General features: G+C 58.5%; 21 protein-coding genes. 17 read left to right on the top strand and 4 right to left on the bottom strand.

Features of this window, described 5'->3' with window-relative positions:
- Positions 1-69: 69 nt before the first annotated feature.
- From DR88_RS04090 to trpS, 12 genes are all read left to right on the top strand, one after another.
- Positions 70-870 carry a type IV pilus biogenesis protein PilM gene (locus DR88_RS04090; RefSeq protein WP_020323926.1) on the top strand — a complete coding sequence of 267 codons (801 nt, stop codon included), beginning with the start codon at positions 70-72 and terminating at the stop codon, positions 868-870.
- Entirely contained in the window at positions 854-1,387 is a 534-nt protein-coding gene (locus tag DR88_RS04095) for a PilN domain-containing protein (protein WP_004174028.1), read from the top strand. The genes DR88_RS04090 and DR88_RS04095 overlap by 17 nt, the downstream gene beginning before the upstream one ends.
- Positions 1,377-1,805: a HofO family protein gene (locus tag DR88_RS04100; protein WP_025861246.1), complete on the top strand. Its 429-nt coding sequence runs from the start codon at positions 1,377-1,379 to the stop codon at positions 1,803-1,805. Before DR88_RS04095 ends, DR88_RS04100 begins: the two co-directional genes overlap by 11 nt.
- Complete coding sequence (locus tag DR88_RS0126650; protein WP_002920279.1) at positions 1,795-2,178, top strand: HofP DNA utilization family protein; 384 nt, start codon at positions 1,795-1,797, stop codon at positions 2,176-2,178. The genes DR88_RS04100 and DR88_RS0126650 overlap by 11 nt, the downstream gene beginning before the upstream one ends.
- Positions 2,111-3,355, top strand: a complete 1,245-nt coding sequence (gene hofQ / locus DR88_RS04105; protein WP_032443989.1) for a DNA uptake porin HofQ — start codon at positions 2,111-2,113, stop codon at positions 3,353-3,355. The genes DR88_RS0126650 and hofQ overlap by 68 nt, the downstream gene beginning before the upstream one ends.
- 270 nt (positions 3,356-3,625) lie before the next feature.
- Positions 3,626-4,147 (top strand): shikimate kinase AroK, encoded by a 522-nt coding sequence (gene aroK / locus DR88_RS04110; RefSeq protein ID WP_002920267.1) that lies wholly within the window; start codon positions 3,626-3,628, stop codon positions 4,145-4,147.
- 55 nt (positions 4,148-4,202) lie between these two features.
- Complete coding sequence (aroB, locus tag DR88_RS04115; RefSeq protein ID WP_004150047.1) at positions 4,203-5,297, top strand: 3-dehydroquinate synthase; 1,095 nt, start codon at positions 4,203-4,205, stop codon at positions 5,295-5,297.
- 84 nt (positions 5,298-5,381) lie between these two features.
- Positions 5,382-6,668, top strand: a complete 1,287-nt coding sequence (gene damX, locus DR88_RS04120) for a cell division protein DamX (RefSeq protein ID WP_004150046.1) — start codon at positions 5,382-5,384, stop codon at positions 6,666-6,668.
- A 78-nt stretch (positions 6,669-6,746) separates the two neighbouring features.
- Positions 6,747-7,574 (top strand): adenine-specific DNA-methyltransferase, encoded by an 828-nt coding sequence (gene dam, locus DR88_RS04125; RefSeq protein ID WP_002920260.1) that lies wholly within the window; start codon positions 6,747-6,749, stop codon positions 7,572-7,574.
- Between the two features lie 17 nt (positions 7,575-7,591).
- Complete coding sequence (rpe, locus tag DR88_RS04130) at positions 7,592-8,269, top strand: ribulose-phosphate 3-epimerase (RefSeq protein WP_002920259.1); 678 nt, start codon at positions 7,592-7,594, stop codon at positions 8,267-8,269.
- A complete protein-coding gene (gph, locus tag DR88_RS04135; protein ID WP_004188345.1) occupies positions 8,262-9,023 on the top strand; it encodes a phosphoglycolate phosphatase in 762 nt (253 codons plus the stop codon). Before rpe ends, gph begins: the two co-directional genes overlap by 8 nt.
- A complete protein-coding gene (gene trpS / locus DR88_RS04140; RefSeq protein WP_002920253.1) occupies positions 9,016-10,020 on the top strand; it encodes a tryptophan--tRNA ligase in 1,005 nt (334 codons plus the stop codon). The genes gph and trpS overlap by 8 nt, the downstream gene beginning before the upstream one ends.
- 72 nt (positions 10,021-10,092) lie before the next feature.
- On the opposite strand, the gene cysG is transcribed toward trpS, so the two are convergent.
- From cysG to nirB, 3 genes are all read right to left on the bottom strand, one after another.
- Positions 10,093-11,466, bottom strand: a complete 1,374-nt coding sequence (gene cysG / locus DR88_RS04145) for a siroheme synthase CysG (RefSeq protein ID WP_004150044.1) — start codon at positions 11,464-11,466, stop codon at positions 10,093-10,095.
- A gap of 153 nt (positions 11,467-11,619) precedes the next feature.
- Positions 11,620-11,946, bottom strand: coding sequence for a nitrite reductase small subunit NirD (gene nirD / locus DR88_RS04150; RefSeq protein WP_002920249.1), 327 nt, complete (start codon positions 11,944-11,946; stop codon positions 11,620-11,622).
- Positions 11,943-14,486 (bottom strand): nitrite reductase large subunit NirB, encoded by a 2,544-nt coding sequence (gene nirB / locus DR88_RS04155; protein WP_002920243.1) that lies wholly within the window; start codon positions 14,484-14,486, stop codon positions 11,943-11,945. Before nirB ends, nirD begins: the two co-directional genes overlap by 4 nt.
- Positions 14,487-14,724: 238 nt before the next feature.
- Here nirB and DR88_RS04160 point away from each other — a divergent pair, with 238 nt between their 5' ends.
- Positions 14,725-16,047, top strand: coding sequence for a cytosine deaminase (locus tag DR88_RS04160; protein ID WP_025861255.1), 1,323 nt, complete (start codon positions 14,725-14,727; stop codon positions 16,045-16,047).
- Here DR88_RS04160 and tsgA read toward each other — a convergent pair.
- Positions 16,044-17,231 (bottom strand): MFS transporter TsgA, encoded by a 1,188-nt coding sequence (gene tsgA, locus DR88_RS04165; RefSeq protein WP_002920240.1) that lies wholly within the window; start codon positions 17,229-17,231, stop codon positions 16,044-16,046. The two genes, DR88_RS04160 and tsgA, sit on opposite strands and share 4 nt — an antisense overlap.
- 276 nt (positions 17,232-17,507) lie before the next feature.
- Here tsgA and ppiA point away from each other — a divergent pair, with 276 nt between their 5' ends.
- The 4 genes from ppiA (at position 17,508) to pabA (ending at position 19,539) form a co-directional block, all read left to right on the top strand.
- On the top strand, positions 17,508-18,077 hold the full coding sequence (gene ppiA / locus DR88_RS04170; protein ID WP_002920238.1) for a peptidylprolyl isomerase A: 570 nt from the start codon (positions 17,508-17,510) through the stop codon (positions 18,075-18,077).
- A 106-nt stretch (positions 18,078-18,183) separates the two neighbouring features.
- Entirely contained in the window at positions 18,184-18,351 is a 168-nt protein-coding gene (gene ficA / locus DR88_RS04175) for a FicA/YhfG family antitoxin (RefSeq protein ID WP_002920231.1), read from the top strand.
- Positions 18,341-18,943, top strand: coding sequence for a putative adenosine monophosphate-protein transferase Fic (locus tag DR88_RS04180; RefSeq protein ID WP_002920230.1), 603 nt, complete (start codon positions 18,341-18,343; stop codon positions 18,941-18,943). The genes ficA and DR88_RS04180 overlap by 11 nt, the downstream gene beginning before the upstream one ends.
- 32 nt (positions 18,944-18,975) lie before the next feature.
- Complete coding sequence (gene pabA / locus DR88_RS04185) at positions 18,976-19,539, top strand: aminodeoxychorismate synthase component 2 (RefSeq protein ID WP_002920229.1); 564 nt, start codon at positions 18,976-18,978, stop codon at positions 19,537-19,539.
- The last annotated feature ends 39 nt before the right edge of the window (positions 19,540-19,578 follow it).

Below are 19,578 nucleotides of genomic sequence, written 5' to 3'. Positions count from 1 at the left end.
GGTAGTATAAAGGCAAGCCAGGTGCATTGATATAGCCGGGCAGTTTTGCCGGATAAGGAGATCGTAAGCATGGCTTTCAGAAACTGGCGGCTTGGAATGCATATCCAACAGGATAGCATTGCCATTGTCGCGCTATTGCATGAACGTTCACACTGGGCGCTGCGCCGCTGGTGGCGTATCCCATTGCCGCCGGGGCTGGTGCGTCAGGGAATGGTGGCGGACGTCAGCGCACTCGGTTCGCGGCTGGCCGCCTGGCGGCGGGAGCTACCGGCGCAGCATCAGGTTAGTATCGCCTTTCCCGCGGTGCGCACACTGCAAAAGCGTCTTCCGTATCCCCAGTTCGCCCTGCGGGAGCGGGAACAGGCGACGTGGGTAGCCAGCGCCATGAGCCAGCAGCTGGCAATGCCTGCCTCCGCGCTATGTATTGATTATGCCCCCACCTCGCGGGATGACGGCTGGCAGGTTACGGCGGCGCAGCGGCTGGATATCAATGTTCTGCGGGAGCTGGCAGGGCGGCTGCGGCTGCGGGTGGCGGCCATCGTACCGGATGCCAGTGCGCTCGGCGCCTTTTTCCCCTGGATGACTGCGGCAGACCAGGGCCTGGCGTGGCGGGATGAAAAGCGCTGGCTGTGGGCGACCCGTGAGGCCTGGGGCAGTGACGCCTGCGCTGATGTCGGGTCCTTAAGCCAGCTGGCGGGGCAGCTTCAGGTTCCGCTGCGCCTGTGTATTGACGCGGGCGATGAGGCCAGTCGCTTTGATGTCTGGCAAGTGATTCACCGTCGGCAGCCCCCGCTGCCAGCCGATGGCGATCGTTACGCCATTGCCCTTGGGCTGGCGCTGGGAGGCGGGCGGCATGACGCATGTCGTTAATCTTCTTCCCTGGCGCGACCTGCGTCGCCGCCAGCGCCTGCGCTACGTCCTGTTGTTAACCATCGGCATTGTGCTGCTGGGCGGGATGGGCCTGCTGGTGAGCCGAACGGCGCGTCTGCAGCGCGACTTCCTGGCGACGCTTCACACGACGGCCGACGCGCAGCTGCTCGCTTCGCTTAAGCAGCGCGAGCAGGCGATGCGTGAGGCGTGGCAGCAGCATCAACGGCAGCGCCAGCAGTACCAGCGCAGATCGGCGATCGCCGCCTGGCAACCCAGGCTGCAGGCGCTCGCGGCAGATCTGCCCGCGCAGGCGTGGCTGACGCGGCTGGAGTACCAGGGCGTACTCCTCACGCTGGACGGCCTGGCCCTTAACCTGCAGGCGCTAACCAGCGTGGAGGCTGCGCTGACTCGCGTCGCGGGATTCGCGCCGGCAAAAGCCGGCGGGACCCAGCGCGACGCCGAGGGGCGTTGGCAGTTCAGTTTTACCCTGACGGGAGCGCGCGCTGATGCGGATTAACCTTCGGGGCGCCTGGACGGGGCTGCCGATCCTGATCGCAATAGGGCTGTCGGGAGGCGGCGTGGCGCTCTGGCGCGATCTGCGCCCGCCGCAGGCGGCGGTAACCCGTGATGCGGCGTTGCAAACGCAGTGGCGGCGGATCATGGCGCTGCGCATCCCCGGCGAGGAAAATCCCGGGGCGCGCATCGACACGCAGTCATTTTCGCCCATAGCCATTCCGCTCTCCGGAGCGAAGCTTATCGCCTGGCGTCCGCAGGGAAGCGGCGGCGAGATGGAGCTGACCCTGTCCTGGTCAACGGTACCCGCGCTTTTTTCCTGGCTGGCGCGCTGCGGGATGAATCCGCGTTCGTTTTCGCTGGGCCGTGAGGCGCAGACGCTCCGCCTGCGACTGCTGCTGGAGGCGGAAGATGAGCGGTAAACGCTGGATCTTCCTGTGGCTACCGCTGTCGCTGCTGGCGGCCGAGCGTGACCCTTTCCAGCCGGTTGAGGATCCCTGCCGCACGGCGCAGCTTTCGCAATGGCGCTATGGCGGGGCGGTTGGGGATGAGGCTGGCTGGACGGGGTTTCTGCAGGATGGGAACGGAAAGTGGCGACGGGTACGCATGGATGAGCAATTGCCCACGGGCTGGCGGGTGAGCCGGCTGACGGCCGGTGAGCTGGACATCGTCACGTCTTCGGGATGTGAACCGCCAGCGTGGCGCTGGCAACGTGAAGGGAAACAACATGATGCGATGGATAAGCCTGCTGCTTCTGCTGCTGCCGCTGGCGGTGGCCCCCGCCGCCCGCAATGATAAACCGGTTTCGCTGGTGATTGACGATGCGCCAGTGGCCCAGGTGCTGCAAGCCCTGGCCGAAATGAACCATAAGAACCTCGTCGTCGCGCCGGACGTCAGCGGCACGCTCTCCCTGCGTCTGCAGAAGGTTCCCTGGAGCCAGGCGCTGCGGGCGGTAGCGGATAGCGCGGGTCTCTCTTTGCAACAGCAGGGGACGGTCATCTACGCGCACACCCAGGCCTGGCAAAAGGCAAATCAGGCGCAGCGTGAAGCCGAACAGGAGAAACGCCTGCAGAACCTGCCCCTGCAGGCGGAGAGCGTGACCCTGCACTTTGCCGACGCTGAGGAGCTGGCTAAAAGCGGCGGAAAGCTGCTCAGCGCCAGGGGACACCTGATGGCGGACAAACGGACTAATCGGCTGCTGATCCGCGATGATGCCCGGCACCTGACGGCGTTGAAGGCCTGGGCGCAGGAGATGGATCTGCCGGTCGGCCAGGTGGAGCTGGCCGCCCATATCGTGTCGATGAGCGAAACCAGCCTTCGTGAGCTGGGGGTGAAGTGGCGGCTTGCGGAAGCCGGAAGCCCGCCAGGCTCCGGGCAAATCACCACCCTAAGCAGCGATGTATCGGTAAACGATGCCAGCACCCGCGCAGGGTTTAACATCGGCAAGATCAACGGTCGCTTGCTTGAGCTGGAGCTATCCGCGCTGGAGCGCAAGCAGCAGGTCGAAATTATTGCCAGCCCGCGTTTATTGGCCTCCCACATGCAGCCTGCCAGCATCAAGCAGGGAAGCGAGATCCCCTATCAGGTTTCCAGTGGCGAAAGCGGCGCCACTTCGGTGGAGTTCAAAGAGGCGGTGCTGGGCATGGAGGTCACGCCGACGGTGCTGCAGCAGGGAAGAGTGCGGCTTAAGCTGCGAATAAGCGAGAATACGCCAGGCCAGGTGCTGAAGCAGGAAAACGGCGAAGCGCTGGCCATCGATAAGCAGGAGATAGAGACCCTGGTGGAAGTTCGCAGCGGCGAGACTTTAGCGTTGGGCGGCATCTTTTCGCAGAAAAACAAAACCGCCCGCGACAGCGTCCCGCTGCTTGGCGATATCCCGGTACTGGGACGTCTGTTTCGTCGTGACGGGAAAGATAATGAACGTCGCGAACTGGTTGTCTTTATTACGCCACGGATTCTGGCAGTACGTTAAGCAGGTTTTTCATGCTAAACACGTTTCAGGTGTTTGACGTGAGGACGGATTTAGCATACAAGGGGTACCGATTTGAGAGTCGGGTACGACATCAATCCTCCCTTTATTGTCCGGCGATTTTATTCAGTTGCCAAACCAGCCGGAGTATTGAGATAATTTTTAGTCTGACTCTCGCTCTATTGCATATGAGGTTTCAGTTCATGCCCTGCGGCGCTGGGTGTCTGCGAAGCGGGTTTATCATTAACGAATAGTCTTAGTAGTACCGAAAAAATGGCAGAGAAACGCAATATCTTTCTGGTTGGGCCTATGGGTGCCGGCAAAAGCACTATTGGGCGCCAGTTAGCCCAACAGCTCAACATGGAATTTTACGATTCTGATCAAGAGATTGAGAAACGCACTGGCGCTGATGTGGGCTGGGTCTTCGATGTTGAAGGCGAAGAAGGCTTCCGCGACCGTGAAGAGAAAATTATCAATGAGTTGACGGAAAAACAGGGGATTGTGCTGGCGACTGGCGGCGGCTCTGTAAAATCCCGTGAAACGCGTAACCGTCTCTCCGCCCGCGGCGTGGTGGTCTACCTGGAAACTACGATCGAGAAGCAGTTGGCCCGTACGCAGCGCGATAAAAAGCGTCCTTTGCTACAAGTCGATGCGCCGCCTCGTGAAGTGCTGGAAGCGCTGGCTGACGAGCGTAACCCGCTGTATGAAGAGATCGCCGATGTGACTATCCGCACAGACGATCAGAGTGCGAAAGTCGTCGCGAACCAGATTATTCATATGCTGGAAAGCAACTGATTCTGGCTTAATAAAAGTGCGTCAGAGTAATAGTCATTGAGGTGGATGTCGCGTTATGGAGAGGCTTACTGTTACCCTCGGGGAACGTAGTTACCCGATTACCATCGCGGCTGGTTTGTTTAACGATCCAGCTTCCTTCCTGCCACTCAAGTCGGGCGACCAGGCTATGCTGGTCACCAACGAAACGCTGGCGCCGCTTTATCTGGATACCGTCCGCTCTGCGCTGGAGCAGTCAGGGGTCAACGTTGACAGCGTCATTCTGCCAGACGGCGAGCAATACAAAAGCCTGGCGGTGATGGATACCGTGTTTACTGCGCTGTTGCAAAAACCACATGGCCGCGACACCACTCTGGTGGCGCTTGGCGGGGGGGTGATCGGTGATTTAACCGGTTTCGCCGCGGCAAGCTATCAGCGCGGCGTGCGTTTCATCCAGGTCCCTACCACCCTGTTGTCGCAGGTCGACTCGTCGGTCGGCGGCAAAACCGCAGTGAACCACCCTCTCGGCAAAAACATGATTGGCGCCTTCTGGCAGCCGGTTTCCGTGGTAGTTGATCTTAACTGTCTGAAAACTCTGCCGAAGCGCGAGCTCGCTTCCGGACTGGCTGAGGTCATCAAGTACGGGGTGATCCTGGATGGTGAATTCTTCAGCTGGCTGGAAAACAACATTGATGCGCTGCTGGCGCTGGACGATACCGCCATGGCGTACTGCATTCGCCGCTGCTGTGAACTGAAAGCGGAGGTTGTGGCAGCCGACGAGCGTGAAACCGGGTTACGTGCTTTACTCAATCTTGGACATACCTTCGGCCATGCTATCGAAGCGGAAATGGGCTACGGTAACTGGCTGCATGGCGAAGCGGTGGCGGCAGGTATGGTGATGGCGGCACGCACGTCCGAACGGCTGGGGCAGTTCCGCGCGCAGGATACTCAGCGCATTATCGAGCTGCTCAAGCGTGCAGGCTTACCGGTACGCGGCCCGCAGGAAATGAGTGCGCAGGCGTATTTGCCCCATATGATGCGCGATAAAAAGGTACTGGCTGGCGAAATGCGGCTGGTGCTCCCGCTCGCAATAGGAAGCAGCGAGCTGCGCGGCGGAGTGCCGCACGATGTGGTTCTTGGCGCGATTGCTGATACTCAGCAGGCGCAACAATAAGAAGGTCTGGCCGCGTTCGCGCGGCGTTATCATTTCGGGTGATGTGCAATAATCGTGAGCATAAGCCTTTTAGTGGGGTGTTAAATGGATGATTTCAAACCAGAAGACGATATGAAAGCCGATCGCAACGATCGTCGTGCTGGTCGTTCCCGTCAGTCTTCCGAGCGTGATGCCGATCCGCAGATCAATTTTGACGATGTTGATCTTGATGCCGATGAAGGCCGTCCGACGCGCGCTGGTAAGGCCCGTCGCGAGCGTGAAGAGGAAGAGTTCGAAGAAGAACTGGATGCGCAAGACGAGGAGATGCTCGAAGAGCAGCCTGTAGAGCGTCGTCCGCGCAAGCGTAAAAAAGCGCCGGCCAAACCGGCCTCCCGCCAGTACATCATGATGGGTGTGGGGATTCTGGTGCTGCTGCTGTTGATCGTGGGTATCGGTTCCGCACTGAAATCGCCATCATCTTCCAGCCAGCAGACCGCTTCCGGCGAGAAGAGCATTAATCTGTCTGACGACCAGTCCGCCAGCATGCCTGCTGCCGGCCAGGACCAGACTGCCGCCGCTAACAGCACCTCACAGCAGGACGTAACGGTACCGCCTATTGCCGCGAACCCGACGCAGGGCCAGGCAGCGGTTGCGCCGCAGGGCCAGCAGCGTATCGAAGTTCAGGGCGATCTGAACAATGCGTTGACCCAGCAGCAGGGCCAACTGGACGGCGCCGTGGCTAACTCGACGCTGCCGACTGAACCGGCTACCGTCGCGCCAATCCGGAATGGCGCCAATGGCACCGCGGCGCCGCGCCAGGCGACCGAGCGTCAGACAGCAGCGACCCCGCGTCCGGCTGAACGTAAGCATACCGTTATCGAAGCGAAGCCGCAGTCGAAGCCACAGTCCGTGGTGAAAACGCCGGTAGAATCAAAGCCGGTCCAGCCGAAGCATGTTGAAAGCACGGCGACCACCGCTCCGGCGAAAACGTCCGTCAGCGAAAGCAAACCGGTGGCCACCGCTCAGAGCAAGCCGACCACGACGACCGCAGCGCCAGCGGCAACGGCAGCTGCGGCAGCGCCGGCAGCGAAGAGCGGGAAGACGGCAGGTGACGTCAGCTCAATGAAAACTGCGCCGTCGGGTCACTATACTCTGCAGCTCAGCAGCTCCTCTAACTACGACAACCTCAACAACTGGGCGAAGAAAGAGAAGCTGGATAAATATGTTGTCTATGAAACGTCGCGTAACGGCCAACCATGGTACGTGCTGGTGAGCGGTATCTATGCATCGAAAGATGAAGCGAAACGTGCTGTCACCTCGCTGCCGGCGGACGTGCAGGCGAAAAATCCATGGGCAAAACCGCTGCATCAGGTTCAGGCTGACCTGAAATAATGCCGTGGGGTAGTCTTAAGCGCAGGATGCTGTCGGAGCTTTCTCCACAGCCGGAGAACGTGTAATTAGTTAGGCAGCATGAAAAAGAATCGCGCTTTTCTGAAGTGGGCAGGGGGAAAGTTCCCCCTGCTTGACGATATTAAAAAGCATTTGCCGGAAGGCGAGTGCTTGATCGAGCCCTTTGTGGGCGCCGGGTCGGTATTTCTTAATACCGACTTTTCTCGTTATATCCTCGCGGATATCAACAGTGACTTAATCGGCCTGTACAACATCGTCAAACTGCGCACCGACGAATACGTCGCCGCCGCCCGTGAGATGTTTACCCCGGAAAATAACGTCGCTGAGCGCTACTACCTGTATCGTGATGAATTTAACCAAAGCCAGGATCCGCTGCGTCGCGCGGTGCTGTTCCTGTATTTGAACCGTCACGGCTACAACGGCCTGTGCCGCTACAATCTGCGCGGCGAGTTCAATGTGCCGTTTGGCCGTTATAAAAAGCCCTATTTCCCCGAAGCTGAGCTCTATCATTTCGCCGAGAAGGCGCAAAACGCCGAGTTTTACTGCGAATCTTACGAAGAGTGCATGCAACGTGCGGATAGCCGCACAGTGGTGTATTGCGATCCGCCCTATGCGCCGCTAACGGCGACGGCGAACTTTACCGCCTACCACACCAACAGTTTCAACCTGGAACAACAGGTACTGCTGGCGCAAAAGGCGGAATCGCTGATGAAAAAGCGCATCCCGGTGCTGATTTCCAACCACCGCACGCCGCTGACGCAGGAATGGTATAAAAACGCGGCAGAAACGCATATTGTGAAGGTTCGGCGCAGCATCAGCAGCAACGGTGGTACGCGTAAAAAGGTGGACGAGCTATTAGCGCTCTACCGTCCGCCTAAGACCAAATAAATTTCAAGGAGATGCGGATGAAGCAGTATTTGATTGCCCCTTCGATTCTGTCGGCTGATTTTGCCCGTCTGGGTGAGGATACCGCGAAGGCGCTGGCGGCGGGTGCGGATGTCGTGCACTTCGACGTTATGGACAACCACTACGTGCCAAACCTGACGATTGGCCCGATGGTGCTGAAGTCACTGCGTAATTACGGTATTACCGCGCCAATCGACGTTCACCTGATGGTGAAGCCGGTCGACCGCATCATTCCTGATTTTGCCGAAGCCGGCGCCAGCATTATCACCTTCCATCCGGAAGCCTCCGAACACGTCGATCGCAGCCTGCAGCTTATCAAAGAGCACGGCTGTAAAGCGGGCCTGGTGTTTAACCCGGCGACGCCGCTGAGCTACCTCGATTACGTGATGGATAAGCTGGACGTGATCCTGCTGATGTCGGTTAACCCGGGCTTTGGCGGCCAGTCCTTTATTCCCCAGACGCTGGATAAACTGCGTGAAGTGCGCCAGCGCATCGATGCGTCCGGCTACGACATCCGCCTGGAAGTGGATGGCGGCGTGAAAGCCAGCAATATCGGCGAAATCGCCGCGGCGGGTGCGGATATGTTTGTTGCCGGTTCGGCGATCTTCGGTCAGCCGGACTACAAGCAAGTCATTGATCAAATGCGTAGTGAATTAGCGAAGGTGAGTCATGGATAAATTACAGGCGATCCGCGGCATCGCATTTGATCTCGACGGCACGCTGGTGGACAGCGCGCCGGGTCTAACCTCGGCGGTTGATAACGCTCTGTACGCCCTGGAGCTGCCGGTGGCGGGAGAAGAACGCGTTATCACCTGGATCGGTAACGGCGCCGATGTCCTGATGGAGCGGGCGCTGACCTGGGCTCGTCAGGAGCGAGCAACGTTACGTGCGGCGATGGGCAAGCCTTCCGTCGACGATCATGATATTCCGCAAGACGAGCAGCTGCGCATTTTGCGTAAACTGTTTGACCGCTATTACGCCGAAGCGGCGGAAGAGGGCAGTTTCCTGTTCCCGGCGGTGGCCGATACGCTCGGCGCGCTGCATGCCAAAGGCCTGCCGCTGGCGCTGGTTACAAATAAGCCGACGCCGTTTGTCGCCCCGCTGTTGGACGCGCTCGATATTGCGAAATATTTTACCGTGGTGATTGGCGGCGATGACGTGCAGAATAAAAAGCCGCATCCGGAACCGCTGCTGCTGGTGGCGGAAAAGCTCTCTCTGGCTCCAGCCGAGCTGCTGTTTGTCGGCGATTCGCGCAATGATATTCAGGCGGCCAAAGCGGCAGGCTGCTGCTCTGTTGGTCTGACCTACGGTTATAACTATGGTGAACCGCTTGCGCTGAGCGAGCCGGACTATCTCTTCGACCAGTTTAACGAACTCTTACCCGCTCTCGGGTTACCGCACAGTGAAACTCAGGAATTGAAACATGACTAAGCCCATCGTTTTTAGTGGCGCACAGCCCTCAGGTGAACTGACCATTGGCAACTATATGGGTGCGCTGCGTCAGTGGGTAAACATGCAGGACGATTACCACTGCATCTATTGCATCGTGGACCAGCACGCCATCACCGTGCGCCAGGATCCGCAGCAGCTGCGCAAGGCGACGCTGGACACCCTGGCGCTGTATCTGGCCTGCGGCATCGACCCGCAGAAAAGCACTATCTTCGTGCAGTCGCACGTGCCGGAACATGCCCAGCTAGGCTGGGCGCTGAACTGCTACACCTATTTCGGCGAACTGAGCCGCATGACTCAGTTTAAAGACAAGTCAGCGCGCTACGCGGAGAACATCAACGCCGGTCTGTTTGATTATCCGGTACTGATGGCCGCTGACATTCTGCTGTACCAGACCAACCAGGTTCCGGTGGGCGAAGATCAGAAACAGCACCTTGAGCTAAGCCGCGATATCGCCCAGCGTTTTAACGCCATCTACGGCGATATTTTTAAAGTGCCTGAGCCGTTTATCCCTAAATCCGGCGCGCGCGTGATGTCGCTGCTGGAGCCGACGAAAAAGATGTCCAAGTCCGACGACAACCGCAACAACGTCATCGGCCTGCTGGAAGATCCGAAATCGGTGGTCAAGAAGATTAAACGTGCGGTCACCGACTCCGACGAGCCGCCGGTAGTGCGTTACGATCTGAAAGAGAAAGCGGGCGTCTCCAACCTGCTGGATATCCTTTCCGCGGTTACCGGGAAAACTATTCCTGAGCTGGAACAGCATTTTGAAGGCAAAATGTATGGCCACCTGAAAGGCGAAGTCGCCGAAGCGGTATCGGGCATGCTGATTGACCTGCAGGAGCGCTATCACCGTTTCCGTAACGACGAAGCGTTTCTCAATCAGGTGATGAAAGACGGCGCGGAAAAGGCCAGCGCGCGGGCTTCTCAAACCCTGAAAGCGGTATACGAAGCGATTGGCTTTGTCGCCAAGCCGTAAGCGACGCAACAGCTAAAAGGGCGGGATGCTATCCCGCCCTTTTTTATGCCTGTCACTTTATGGGAGGCAAGGTTAATGGTTCGAAAACCAGTTCAGTTTATCCCGCAGACCGACCACGCGGCCAACGATGATCAGCGCCGGGCTGGCCATCTGCTGCGCCAGAATATCCAGTTGTCCTAAGGTGCCGCTGACCACTTTTTGCGTCACAGCGGTGCCGTTCTCGACGATGGCGGCGGGCATATCTTCAGCCATGCCGTGAGCGATAAGCTTCTCGCGGATCGCCGGCGCCTGGTTCAGACCCATGTAGAACACCAGGGTTTGCTTCTCCACCGCCAGGTTCGCCCAGTCCAGCTCGCCGCCGGTTTTCAGGTGGCCAGTGACCAGGCGGACGCCCTGCGCGAAATCGCGGTGGGTCAAGGGGATCCCCGAATAAGCGGAGCAGCCGGAGGCGGCGGTAATGCCAGGCACAACGGAGAAGGGGATGCCCGCCTCGCAAAGCGTCTCCAGCTCTTCCCCCCCGCGGCCAAAGATAAAGGGATCGCCGCCTTTCAGCCGGACCACGCGTCTTCCTTTTTGCGCTTCGCGCAGCAGGATCTGGTTGATCTCCTCCTGCGGGACGCAGTGGTAGCCAGAACGTTTGCCGACGAACACCCGGTCGGCATCGCGGCGCACCAGATTCATGACGTCATCGGAGACCAGCCGATCATAGACCACCACGTCAGCCTGCTGGATCTGCTGCAGGCCTTTGAGCGTGAGCAGCCCGGCGTCACCGGGGCCGGCGCCAACCAGCACCACCTCGCCGCGATGCTCCAACGGCTCCGTCAGCAACTGCTCAGTGGTATCCGCGACTGCCTGCCGATCGTCATTAGCCAGCGACTGCGCCAGACGGTCGTTAACAAACAGCTTCTCCCAGAAGCGGCGACGCTCGCCTACGGTGGCAAACTGCTGCTTAACCCGCGCGCGCAGATGGCCGGCATAGCGGGCCAGCTGGCCGAGATGTAGGGGCAGAATTGACTCCAGTTTCTCGCGCAGCAGGCGCGCCAGAACCGGTGATGTCCCGCCCGAGGAGACGGCGACCATCAGCGGCGAGCGATCGATGATCGACGGCATGATAAAGCTGGCCTGGCGCGGGGCATCCACCACGTTACAGAAGATACGCCGCGCTTCGGCCGCCTCGCTAACCTGCTGGTTGACCGTCTCATCATCAGTAGCGGCGATGGCCAGCCAGCAGTTATCCAGCAGCGAGGGGATAAACTCCCCCTGCACCAGAGTTAGCATCTGTGAATCAGCCCACACCTGAAACTGGGGCGTGAAGTCGAGCGCATTGACCGTAACGTTAGCGCCAGCATCCAGCAGCAGACGGGCTTTGCGTTCGGCGACATCCCCGCCGCCAACCAGTAAACAATCGCGCTGGCGCAACTGGCAGAATATGGGTAAGTGATCCACAGAATAACCTCATAAAAATAAGGGGTAGAAAACGAGTGGTCGTAGAATAGCAGCAAAGGTAATACAAAACATGCGACATATCCCGCACTCATGCGCTGTCGGTCAGAACTGTTACTTATATCTCCCCCCGTGGCCGGGGGGAGGGAGAAGGACTTACGCTTTAAGCTGAACGTGTCCGTCTTTCACGCGGGCGTCGAAGCGGGCGATAGAGTGGCTGGCATCTTCCATGCACAGGCCGTCGCTCAGGCGGAAGCGCTGTTTTTTCAGCGGGCTGGCGACCCATAGCGCGCCGTCATGCTCGGCGATAATCCCGCGAGACAGTACGCTGGCGTTGAAGAACGGATCAATGTTGCTGATGGCGAATACTCTGTCGTCATGGTAGGGACGGAAGATCGCCACCTGCTGCTGACCGAGCAGGGCGCAGACGCCGGTGGCCGGCAGGATGTCGTCGATGCTGCAGATATTTACCCACTGGCTCATGCTTTTTCCTCCACCAGAGTAACCGGGATACGCTCATACGGCGTGGCCGGGCGGTGCTGGTCACGTTCCGGCACCACCTGAACGTTCGGGTCGCGCTGGTCGCTGTTGATAAAGTGTTTGAAGCGGGTCTGCGCCGCCGGGTTGTTGACGGTCTCGGTCCACTCGCAGGCGAAGGCGGCGCGCAGGCGAGCCAGCTCTTCTTCCAGATGGTCGTTCAGACCGAGCTTGTCATCGATGATGACGCTGCGCAGATAGTCGATACCGCCTTCCATATTGTCCAGCCACGGGGCAGTGCGGGTCAGCTTATCGGCGGTGCGGATGTAGAACATCATAAAGCGGTCGAGATATTTGATGAGCGTATCGCGATCGAGGTCCGCGGCCAGTAGATCGGCGTGACGCGGCTTCATCCCGCCATTACCGCACACGTACAGGTTCCAGCCTTTCTCGGTGGCGATGATCCCGACGTCTTTGCCCTGAGCCTCGGCACATTCGCGGGTGCAGCCGGAGACGCCGAACTTCATTTTGTGCGGGGTGCGGATGCCTTTGTAGCGGTTTTCCAGTTCCACGCCGAAGCCGACGCTGTCGCCAACGCCGTAGCGGCACCAGGTGCTGCCGACGCAGGTTTTCGCCATTCGCAACGCTTTGGCGTAGGCGTGGCCGGTTTCGAATCCCGCTTCAATTAGCTGCCGCCAGATCTCCGGCAGGTCGTCTTTCTGCGCGCCAAACAGGCCGATGCGCTGAGAGCCGGTGATTTTGGTGTACAGATTGAATTCACGCGCGATGCGGCCCACGGCGACCAGCCCTTCCGGCGTGATTTCGCCGCCAGCTGAGCGCGGGATCACCGAATAGGTACCATCTTTCTGAATGTTGGCGAGGAAGTTGTCGTTGCTGTCCTGCAGCGGCGTGTGCTGCGGCTTGAGGATGTACTCATTCCAGCAGGAGGCCAGCAGGGAACCGACGGTCGGCTTACAGACTTCACAGCCGTAGCCCTGACCGTGTTTTTCCAGCAGTTCGTCGAAGGTTTTAATGCCTTCCACGCGGATCAGGTGGAACAGCTCCTGACGGGAGTAAGCGAAGTGTTCGCACAGATTGTTGTTGACCTCGATGCCCTGTTTCGCCAGCTCGGCGTTGAGCACCTGAGTGACCAGCGGAATACAGCCCCCGCAGCCGGTCCCGGCTTTGGTTTCCGCTTTCAGCGCCGCCACGGTGTGGCAGCCTTTGTTGATAGCGGCGATCAGGTCGCCTTTGCTGACGTCAAAGCAGGAGCAGATCTGCGCGCTGTCCGGCAGTTTATCCACGCCGATCGATGGCTTGCCGCTGCCGGCGTGGGCCGGGAGGATCAGCGAATCCGGATTTTCCGGCAGCTCGATGGCGTTGAGCACCAGCTGCAGCAGATTGCCGTAGTCGCTGGTGTCGCCGACCAGTACCGCGCCGAGCAGCGTTTTGTTGTCGGCGCTGACGATCAGGCGCTTATAAACTTCTTTGCTTTCGTCGAGATAGACGTAGCTACGGGCGCCCGGCGTGCGGCCGTGGGCATCGCCGATCCCGCCCACGTCCACACCCAACAGCTTCAGCTTGGCGCTGAGGTCGGCGCCGGTGAAGCTATTTTCACTGCCGAGGAGATGGTCGACGGCCACCTGGGCCATTTTATAGCCGGGGGCGACCAGACCGTAGACGCGGTTGTTCCAGCTGGCGCATTCCCCGATGGCATAGATATCCGGATCGGAGGTCTGGCAGCTATCGTTGACCATGATGCCGCCGCGCTGGGCGACCGCCAGCCCGCACTGGGTGGCCAGCTTATCGCGCGGGCGGATCCCGGTTGAGAAGACGATGAAATCGACCTGCAGCTCGCTACCGTCGGCGAAGTGCATGGTTTTGCGCGCCTCGGTGCCCTGCTGAACAATCTCTTTGGTGTTTTTGCTGGTGTGAACTTTCACGCCCATGCTTTCGATTTTGCGCCGCAACTGCTCGCCGCCCATCTGGTCGAGCTGTTCGGCCATCAGCATCGGCGCGAATTCGATAACATGGGTTTCCACGCCGAGGTTTTTCAACGCGCCGGCCGCTTCCAGGCCGAGCAGGCCGCCGCCGACTACCGCGCCGCGTTTGCTGCGGCGGGCGCAGGATTCGATGGCGTTAAGATCTTCAATAGTGCGATAGACGAAGCAATCCTGGGTTTCCGCGCCTTTAATCGGCGGGATCCACGGGTATGAGCCGGTCGCCATAATCAGCTTGTCGTAGAACACGGTACGCCCGGCGCTGGAGTGGATCACTTTCTCCTGGCGGTTGATGGTGATCGCCCGTTCGCCGACCAGCACCTTGACGCCGTGTTTCTCATAGAAACCTTCGCGTACCAGCGACAGTTCTTCCGCAGTGTGATGGGAGAAATAAGACGACAGGTGGACGCGGTCGTAGGCGATACGCGGTTCTTCACAGAACACGGTAATGTCGAACTGTCCGGCAGGCGCCTTATCGAGAAGCTCTTCGATAAAGCGATGGCCAACCATGCCGTTACCGATAATAGCGATTCTGACTTTGCTCATTTTTGCCTCGATTTCTTTTCTATTACCGCCTACCTTAACGATTCAGCCATCAGGCTTATTGATGCAAATCAATGACAACTTCACCTACCACTTAATGGGTATGCGTTTGATTTGTCAGTATTTTTATAAGTCATGGAAAACGCTGACTTTTCCTTTTTGCTGATTTTGTGTACAAGAATTGGGTAAGCCGCGATTGGGGTTAGACAGAAAACAAGCCGTATTGAATAGAGAGGGTGATATGACAGCAGCGCCGCTTTGGTTGATTCAGAACGTACGCCTGGCAGACCGCGACGGCCTGTGGCAAATAGCCATTGATAAGGGCCGCTTTGGCGCGATCACGCCGATGGGGGAGGCGCACGATGAAAGCTACGAGGTATTGAACGCTCGCGGCGGGCTAGCGATCCCGCCTTTTATCGAGCCGCATATCCATCTGGATACCACCCAGACGGCCGGCGAGCCGAACTGGAATCAGTCCGGTACTCTGTTCGAGGGGATTGAGCGCTGGGCGGAGCGGAAAGCGCTGCTCAGCCATGAGGACGTCAAAGCCCGGGCGTGGAAAACCCTGAAGTGGCAGATCGCCAATGGCGTGCAGTTTGTCCGCACTCATGTCGATGTTTCCGATCCCACGTTAACGGCGCTGAAGGCGATGCTGGAGGTCAAACAGGAGGTGGCGCCATGGGTCGAGTTACAGATTGTCGCTTTCCCACAGGAGGGGATCCTCTCTTACCCCAACGGCGAGGCGCTGCTGGAGGAGGCCCTCAAGCTGGGGGCGGACGTTGTCGGGGCGATCCCGCATTTTGAGTTCACCCGTGAATATGGTGTGGAATCGCTGCATATCGCCTTCCGTCTGGCGCAGCAATATGACCGCCCACTGGATATTCACTGCGATGAAATTGACGATGAGCAGTCGCGCTTTGTTGAAACCGTTGCCGCGCTGGCGCTGAAAGCGGGGATAGGGCCGCAGGTAACGGCCAGCCATACCACCGCTATGCACTCCTATAATGGCGCTTATACCTCGCGTCTGTTCCGCTTGCTTAAGCTCTCCGGCATCAACTTTGTCGCCAATCCGCTGGTGAATATTCATCTGCAGGGCCGGTTTGACGACTACCCGAAGCGACGGGGCATTACCCGGGTGAAGGAGCTGTTGGCGGCGGGGATCAACGTTTGCTTTGGTCATGATGACGTCTTTGACCCGTGGTACCCGCTGGGGACCGGCAATATGCTGCAGGTCCTGCATATGGGGCTCCATGTTTGCCAGCTGATGGGCTACCAGCAGATCAACGACGGCCTGCAGCTTATCACCGACAACAGCGCCCGCACGTTTGGCCTCGAGGATTACGGCATTGTCAGCGGCAACCCGGCTAACCTGATCATTCTCCCGGCGGAGAATGGCTTTGAGGCCGTCCGCTGCCAGGTGCCGGTGCGCTGGTCAATTCGCCAGGGAAGGGTGATCGCGACCACCCAGCCGGCGCAAAGCTGGATCCAAACTGACCGCGGTGGCGAGGAGCTTTCTTTTATGAGGAACAGCCCCCTTGCGGATGCAAAGGGGCCGAAGGCTTAGTGAGACGCCGCCTGAGCGTTGTTCTGGCGATGACGGGAGACGAAGCCGAGGATAAAGCACATTACGAATACCACGGCATAGAGGCCGTTAGCGGTGTGCAGCGCGGCCAGGGGACCGCTGGCCGCCACAATCGGGCCGGTGACCACGAAAGTGAGCATGGTGCCGATGGTGCCGCAGGTGAGGATAAAGTTCACCAGCTTCGGCGAAGCGACCCGCGTCTGCTGCGAACCGAGCGTAATGATCGAGGTGTAAATGGCGCTGGAGAAGAAGCCCAGGGTCAGAATAAACCACGGCATATGCTCCGGCGAACCATTGATAAACAGGTACATCAGCACCGTCGCGAGCCCGGCGAGGACGGTTAAGATACGCTGCAGGTCGAAGAAGCGCAGGATGAAGCTGAATGACCACATGCCGATCATGTAGGACATCCAGAAATCGCTCACCAGTTTACCGGCGTCGCCGAGGCTCATGCCCAGGCTCTTCGCATATTCCGGTACCCAGGAGATAAAGCCCAGCTGACCGAGGATGTAGCACAGCGCCGCAACGGAGAGGAACAGTACGCCGATGCCCCACTTCTCTTTCACCACCGGCTGGCTGTTTTCGCTCTGGGCTTTTTTGCCCAGCACCGGGAAATCACAGCCGAAAGTCAGGACGAAAATAGCGACATACACCAGACCAATACAGGCGTAGACCCAGTACCACTCGATGCTGCGCGCCAGCAGGACGGCGGCGACCATCGGGAAAATCATGCCCGCCATGCTAAAGAAGGAGTCGGTAAACAGCAGACGCGCCCCGCGCTGACGGCCTTCATACATATGGGTGATCAGGAAGGTCCCGATCGACATGGTGATCCCGCTCACTAGGCCAAGAACGAACATTGACGCGGAGAACAGCGCCAGGCTGTGGCTGAGCATCAGGCCGGCCACCGCCAGCACCATCAAAATAAAGCCAAAGCGCAGCTGAGTTTTCAGCGGCACGATTTCCATCAGCCAGGCATTGAGGAAGATGGAGATAAGAATACCGGCGTTCAGAAAGGTAAAGGTGTTGCTCATACTGGAAACGGGCAGATGGAAATAATCCGCAATGTTACCCATCACCATCCCGGTGACGATCACCAACGCGCCGGTCAGGGCGTAGGAGAAGAAGCTGATCCATGTGAGCTTAATACGGTTGCTGTTAGTCATGACTGGCCTGTGAATAGAAAGGTAAAGCGCGTTGACGCTGCGCCGGGCGGACAGATTTTATTCGTTCAGGTGATGTAATTAAATGTTTATTGTGTAATAGGTTATCTTTTGCATGTTTTAATGTGATCTGCATCACGCTTGTTCGCTGCAAAGGAGATCGTTTGCGCGGTTACAATTATTACAGCTAAGTAAAATTTGGTAAAAGGCTGGCCCAGGATGCAAAGGCTCTTTAGAATCAAGGCACTCGCTTTTATTCTGCTCCGTTAAGGAATTTCCATGCTCAAATCAACACTGGCGGCGATGGCTGCCGTTTTCGCTATTTCAGCGTTCTCCCCGGCCATGGCGGCAAAGGGCGATCCGCATGTGCTGCTGACCACTTCGGCAGGTAACATTGAGCTTGAGTTAAACAGCCAGAAAGCCCCGATTTCCGTGGATAACTTCCTGAAGTACGTCAACAGCGGCTTCTACAACAACACCACCTTTCACCGCGTGATCCCGGGATTCATGGTGCAGGGCGGCGGCTTTAACGAACAGATGCAGCAGAAGCAGCCTAACCCGCCGATCAAGAATGAAGCAGACAACGGCCTGCGCAACACCCGCGGCACCATCGCGATGGCGCGTACCGCCGATCAGGATAGCGCCACCAGTCAGTTCTTCATCAACGTGGCGGATAACGCCTTCCTCGACCATGGCCAGCGCGACTTTGGCTATGCGGTATTCGGCAAAGTGGTGAAGGGGATGGATGTTGCGGATAAGATCTCCCAGGTCCAGACCCATAACGTTGGTCCGTACCAGAATGTGCCGACCAAACCGGTCGTTATCCTCTCTGCGAAAGTGCTGCCCTAATCCTCCCGCGGCGCGGTGGTCTATCGCCGCGCCCGGTCGCCTCCCGGCATAACCTGAAATTGCTGCTTATACTTGTGGCACACAGGGGACGATAAGGGGGGCGACGATGCGTCCACTCACCGATAAGCAAAAATCCCGACTCTGGGAACAGACACGCAATACCAATTTTCAGGCCAGCCGTCGCCTTGAAGGCGTGACGGTGCCGCTGGTTACGCTGACTGCCGAAGAGGCGCTGGCGCGTCTGGCGACGTTGCGGAGGGAGTATGAGCGATAAATTCGGCGATGAACGCGATCCTTATCTCTATCCGGCGCTGAACGTACTGCGCAACCGTCTCGGCATCCGCCAGGCTAAAAATCTGCAGCAGGCCGCCTTTGAGATGACAGCGCTGCGGGCGGCCACTCTGCCGCTGGGCCCGCGGGTGCGCGGCTTACCCTATCTGTGCGCTATTCATCACCAGTTGTATCAGGATCTGTTTGACTGGGCGGGCCGCTTGCGTGAAGTGAACCTCTACCTGGGCGATACGCCGTTCTGCCACTTTGCCCGGATCGAGGAGGAGGGGAATGCCCTGATGCAGGCCCTTGAGCAGGAGGATTATCTCAGTGGCCTGCCGCGCGATACCTTCATCGAACGCCTGAGCTGGTTCTATGGTGAAATTAATGTGCTGCACCCTTTTCGTCTTGGCAATGGCCTGACCCAGCGCATTTTCTTTGAACAGCTGGCGATACATGCCGGCTACCTTCTTAACTGGCGTGACGTTGACCCCGCCGGCTGGAGTGCGGCCTGCCAGCAGAGCGCGATGGGCGATCTGGCCCCGCTGGTGGCGATCTTTCGCAAAGTGGTAAGCGAAGCGCGGGAATCTGAGTAGAATAGCCCGGTTTTGATTGTTCCGGAGCCGCTATGATCCTGCTTATCGATAACTATGACTCTTTCACCTGGAATCTGTATCAGTACTTCTGCGAACTGGGGGCGGAAGTACTGGTCAGGCGCAACGATGCGTTGACGCTGGAGGAGATAGCGGCGCTGGCGCCGGAGAAAATCGTGATCTCGCCAGGCCCCTGCACGCCGGATGAGGCGGGGATTTCCCTCGCGGTTATCCGCCACTATGCCGGAAAAACGCCGCTGCTGGGCGTCTGTCTCGGGCATCAGGCGATCGCCCAGGCGTTTGGCGCGACTATCGTGCGGGCGGCCCAGGTGATGCATGGCAAAACCTCGCTTATCGAGCATAACGGCGAAGGGGTGTTTCAGGGGCTGAATAATCCCCTGACGGTGACCCGCTATCACTCGCTGGTGATTGACCCGCCGACGCTCCCGTCCGAGTTTAACGTCACTGCCCGCAGCGCCAGCGGTGAGATTATGGGGATCCGTCACCGCGAATGGGATCTCGAGGGCGTGCAGTTTCATCCGGAAAGCATCCTCAGCGAGCAGGGCCATCAATTGCTGGCCAACTTTTTGAAACGGTGATTTTCAGTTGCTATTGACTGATTTTTTATGCATATTTTG

The organism is Klebsiella pneumoniae, assembly GCF_000742135.1.
GTDB classification, from domain to species: Bacteria; Pseudomonadota; Gammaproteobacteria; order Enterobacterales; family Enterobacteriaceae; genus Klebsiella; species Klebsiella pneumoniae.
This window is presented reverse-complemented; position numbering and strand designations above follow the sequence as displayed.

Excerpts from the sequence above, each read along its gene's own strand:
- DR88_RS04090 (WP_020323926.1), top strand. The coding sequence starts at position 70 with ATGGCTTTCAGAAACTGGCGGCTTGGAATGCATATCCAACAGGATAGC.
- DR88_RS04095 (WP_004174028.1), top strand. The coding sequence starts at position 854 with ATGACGCATGTCGTTAATCTTCTTCCCTGGCGCGACCTGCGTCGCCGC.
- DR88_RS04100 (WP_025861246.1), top strand. The coding sequence starts at position 1,377 with ATGCGGATTAACCTTCGGGGCGCCTGGACGGGGCTGCCGATCCTGATC.
- DR88_RS0126650 (WP_002920279.1), top strand. The coding sequence starts at position 1,795 with ATGAGCGGTAAACGCTGGATCTTCCTGTGGCTACCGCTGTCGCTGCTG.
- hofQ (WP_032443989.1), top strand. The coding sequence starts at position 2,111 with ATGATGCGATGGATAAGCCTGCTGCTTCTGCTGCTGCCGCTGGCGGTG.
- aroK (WP_002920267.1), top strand. The coding sequence starts at position 3,626 with ATGGCAGAGAAACGCAATATCTTTCTGGTTGGGCCTATGGGTGCCGGC.
- aroB (WP_004150047.1), top strand. The coding sequence starts at position 4,203 with ATGGAGAGGCTTACTGTTACCCTCGGGGAACGTAGTTACCCGATTACC.
- damX (WP_004150046.1), top strand. The coding sequence starts at position 5,382 with ATGGATGATTTCAAACCAGAAGACGATATGAAAGCCGATCGCAACGAT.
- dam (WP_002920260.1), top strand. The coding sequence starts at position 6,747 with ATGAAAAAGAATCGCGCTTTTCTGAAGTGGGCAGGGGGAAAGTTCCCC.
- rpe (WP_002920259.1), top strand. The coding sequence starts at position 7,592 with ATGAAGCAGTATTTGATTGCCCCTTCGATTCTGTCGGCTGATTTTGCC.
- gph (WP_004188345.1), top strand. The coding sequence starts at position 8,262 with ATGGATAAATTACAGGCGATCCGCGGCATCGCATTTGATCTCGACGGC.
- trpS (WP_002920253.1), top strand. The coding sequence starts at position 9,016 with ATGACTAAGCCCATCGTTTTTAGTGGCGCACAGCCCTCAGGTGAACTG.
- nirD (WP_002920249.1), bottom strand. The coding sequence starts at position 11,946 with ATGAGCCAGTGGGTAAATATCTGCAGCATCGACGACATCCTGCCGGCC.
- nirB (WP_002920243.1), bottom strand. The coding sequence starts at position 14,486 with ATGAGCAAAGTCAGAATCGCTATTATCGGTAACGGCATGGTTGGCCAT.
- DR88_RS04160 (WP_025861255.1), top strand. The coding sequence starts at position 14,725 with ATGACAGCAGCGCCGCTTTGGTTGATTCAGAACGTACGCCTGGCAGAC.
- tsgA (WP_002920240.1), bottom strand. The coding sequence starts at position 17,231 with ATGACTAACAGCAACCGTATTAAGCTCACATGGATCAGCTTCTTCTCC.
- ppiA (WP_002920238.1), top strand. The coding sequence starts at position 17,508 with ATGCTCAAATCAACACTGGCGGCGATGGCTGCCGTTTTCGCTATTTCA.
- ficA (WP_002920231.1), top strand. The coding sequence starts at position 18,184 with ATGCGTCCACTCACCGATAAGCAAAAATCCCGACTCTGGGAACAGACA.
- DR88_RS04180 (WP_002920230.1), top strand. The coding sequence starts at position 18,341 with ATGAGCGATAAATTCGGCGATGAACGCGATCCTTATCTCTATCCGGCG.
- pabA (WP_002920229.1), top strand. The coding sequence starts at position 18,976 with ATGATCCTGCTTATCGATAACTATGACTCTTTCACCTGGAATCTGTAT.